The organism is Peribacillus sp. NPDC097284, assembly GCF_044761765.1.
GTDB lineage: Bacteria > Bacillota > Bacilli > Bacillales > DSM-1321 > Peribacillus.
Genome location: NZ_JBIWCZ010000031.1, coordinates 1 through 2,490, shown reverse-complemented (window position 1 = coordinate 2,490; position 2,490 = coordinate 1). Strand labels below are relative to the sequence as shown.

The window sequence follows — 2,490 nt, the reverse complement described above, 5'->3', positions numbered from 1 at the left end:
TTCAGCGCCGATGGTAGTTGGGGGTTTCCCCCTGTGAGAGTAGGACGCCGCCAAGCCATTTCAAGGTCAGCCACTAGGCTGGCCTTTTTTGTGTTCTCAATAAAAATGGAACATGGGTTACTTTTGTAGAGGGAAAGAGCTTTACCTATAAATAAAGAATTAACTTCATATCTTATTTTAGCAATAGTTTTACAAATTACGTTATAAGGTGGAGGGGACTTCCAAAGTTTTATCCCTTTCTACACACTCATATATTAAAAAAACCTTATTCTCATATTTAAAGTGCTGTGTTTTTTATAAACGATGGTCTATATTACGTAACAAATTAAATATTATCTGTACCCCTTATACTGCGGGTTATTTTTTATTAATGAAGGTAGACTCAATAATGAAAGTAATGAGCATATAAACAGTAATTTATAACGCTCTATTCCACATGATATTAATTATAGATTTCAAAGACCTAACTCAAAATCTTCCTGATTGGAATTTAAGATTAAAATAATGAATTGAGAGGAGCTGCGCGTAATAGTCAATAAAACTGGCTATTAGATTAGCTCCTTTTAGATTTTCTAAAAAAAGATCAACTCCAGGACTTATAACTTTAAAGCCCCTGCTAGTTCTATAAGAAGCAGAAAAGAAAATATTAAACAGTTGCTCGAACTATATAACAAGAAAATGTTATAGGTAAGCCATCTTTTGTGGCATTTTGCTCGAAAATCTTAGATACTTCATACAAGTTTTTTTCTTTTAAAGTTTCATAAATGGAAGGGTGTTGACCGAAACAACGTAATTTTAAAACATCCAATGGGGAGTGAATATACTCTGTACTATTTATTGCTTCAATCTTAGAATGAGAGAACTTACTAATATTAATTCTATGATTAATGAGATTTAAGATTGGAGTTCCTATTGAAGAATCAAAGAGGTTAGGAAATAAAAGGGGTAATTCTTTATTTGTCTCATCTCCAGGATGGAGACCAATTATTTTGCCACCACTTTTTATAACTTTCTTAAGGTATGGATATGCGGATGTAGGACCTTTCCTTATGTATGCACAATCAAATTCATCCATTTCAAAAAGCAATCCATTTTTTATATTTCCTAAAACAAAAGATACATTTGGTTTTTTATCTTTTAGCCTAACTTGTAAGAACTTTTCTGTTACATCAAACCCTATTATTTCTTTTGCTACCGAGCCACATTCATTTGTTAGCTCGCCGTGTCCACATCCAATACTTTCCTTCCAACTGTGATTTTAGTTACTTCTTTATCAAATATTGATTCTCCGTTAGGCTCTGTAAGTGTAGGATTCCAAGAATATATGTATTTACCCTGAATGTCACTAAGTTGTTTATACCATTCTATCGAATGTGGCTGCACCCATTCTGTAAAAGTTGTAGGGTCTGTTAATTGCATATACAATCCCCCTTAATAGATCTAAAATATTTATTATTCTTTAAGTTAATAAAAAGTCCTCCTTCTTCAACTAAACTGCCTCGTTAGTTTAAGCGTAACATTTCACAAACGACATTCCCTTACGAAAATCAACCCTTATCTTTAACACAGTCTATAACATAATACGAACCGTTTGTTATTAATTTCACCGTATCATGTAAATGGGTAATGCCCTCTGACTTTTTTAAGAGTTATATTTGAGTTAGAAGTAACTTAAATTCGCTTAATAAGTTAAGCTGTATAATCAGAGTGTAAGGATATTAAGCATTCACATTAGGAGAACTCGTTTCATTTACGCCCCTGGTGTTGCTCTCTATCATAAGTTCAATAAGGGGATTCTCCATTAACCTTAGATATGGACCTTTAATATTAATATAGACTCATGTCAGCTTACTTGTTTCATAATTGTGATATTAGAATGATTTCTGCAAGAGTAACAAGAGTGGTGTGTAATATCTGATAAGGCTCTATATAGAAATTATTTGCTCCTTATTTAAAAGGCTATCCCTTTATGGTAGAAAGTAATAATTGTCCTTGATTAACATTGAAAGCTTATTGTGTAAAAATGAAGAGTGGAGGGATAATCCTTCCCTTAAAGAGTACTGTCAGTGGTACTTGTTATCCAATGGAGGAGGAACATTATTATCCTAATAAATTATAATAAGGTATTTCACTTAAATGTGTTGACTTTGAAACTGAAAAGGATTAATATAAATAAGCACTAAGAAAACAAACGCAAAACTTCATTGCTTTTAGCTGAATGGCTAGAAGAAATGACACAATAAAAACTATTGACTTCTTATGAAGAAAATGATAAGATGAAATGGTCGCTGAAAAAAACAGCGATTAAAAATAAGTTAAAAACTTCGTAGAAGTTGACAACTAAACGATAGTTTGTTATGATGAATAAACAAGTTGTTCTAACGAACAACGAGATAAATTGCTCTTTGAAAACTGAACAAAACAAAGCGCCAACGTAAATTTTGAGTGAGCACACACTATAAAAAAGCAAAATGAGCAAGTCAAACATTT

The 2,490-nt window shown here is 32.1% G+C and carries 2 protein-coding genes; both read right to left on the bottom strand.

Annotated features, from left to right (window positions below; all coding sequences use genetic code 11):
• Positions 1–646 precede the first annotated feature (646 nt).
• Positions 647–1,180 (bottom strand): hypothetical protein, encoded by a 534-nt coding sequence (locus ACIQXU_RS20920; protein ID WP_402992130.1) that lies wholly within the window; start codon positions 1,178–1,180, stop codon positions 647–649.
• Between the two features lie 32 nt (positions 1,181–1,212).
• A complete protein-coding gene (locus tag ACIQXU_RS20915; protein WP_402992128.1) occupies positions 1,213–1,419 on the bottom strand; it encodes a hypothetical protein in 207 nt (68 codons plus the stop codon).
• Positions 1,420–2,490: the final 1,071 nt, after the last annotated feature.